Annotated in this window: 1 protein-coding gene; it reads right to left on the bottom strand. The window is 67.6% G+C overall.

Annotated elements, in window-relative coordinates; all coding sequences use genetic code 11:
• On the bottom strand, positions 1-779 hold a 779-nt coding region (locus tag FBQ73_RS14000; protein WP_210236780.1), incomplete at its 3' end, for a PAS domain-containing protein.
• Positions 780-816 lie beyond the last annotated feature (37 nt).

The following is an 816-nucleotide window of genomic DNA, read 5'->3' as shown; positions in this document are numbered from 1 at the left end:
CCGGAGCCCCCCGATGTGGCGGAGGCAACGAGTTTGCGGAGCACGCCGGCCTCTTCCCGGGACATGGCGGCGAGGTAGACGCCGCTGCCGGCATAGGGGCCCGAGCGCAGGGAGAACAGGCCGGAATCGGGTCCGGCCAGATACCTGCGGGCGAGATCGTTGATGAAGCGGATCTTCAGTCCCGCATCGACGACGCTCACGCCCACGGGAAGCGCGTCCAGGGCGGCCCGCGTGAGGGCGACCGCCTCGTCATCCCGCCCCAGCCGCGCGCGCAGCTCGATGGCGCGCTGGACGTGCGGCATCAGGGTCTTGAGCAGGCGGACATGGGTTTCGTCGAATGCTCCCGTGTCGTCGCCGCGGGACACCAATATCGGCGTCGCCTCCGTGAGGCCGGCCATGCCACCGATCACATGGCGACGCTCGTGATGCCGTGCGAAGTCGAAGTAATATTCGCTGCGGAGGAGTTCGGTTTCGGCGACCAGCTCGGCGCCGAGCTTCGCGTTGCCGAGGTGGTAGGCTCGTGCTGTCGCAAAGTCGTAGCGGGCCTTGGCTGCATAGGGGTCTCTGGCGTGGAAATAGTCGGAATATGCGGTCTCGCTGCCGTCGGCAGGCATCAGCAAGTTGCGAGGCCCCCCGGGGCCTCCGAGGATCAGCAGGGCGCGCCGGGCATCCATGATCCGGCAGATGCGTTCGCCGACGTCGAACCAGCTGCCGTCCCCGGCGCCGGCCTGATAGATGGCACCGACGCAGTCGGCGAGTTCGCGCTCCGTGTCTTTCACGCTCGGACAGCCTCGAAGGTCGCCAGAAGATGGCAGA

The sequence above is a fragment of the Xanthobacter autotrophicus genome (assembly GCF_005871085.1).
GTDB lineage: Bacteria > Pseudomonadota > Alphaproteobacteria > Rhizobiales > Xanthobacteraceae > Xanthobacter > Xanthobacter autotrophicus.
This window is presented reverse-complemented; position numbering and strand designations above follow the sequence as displayed.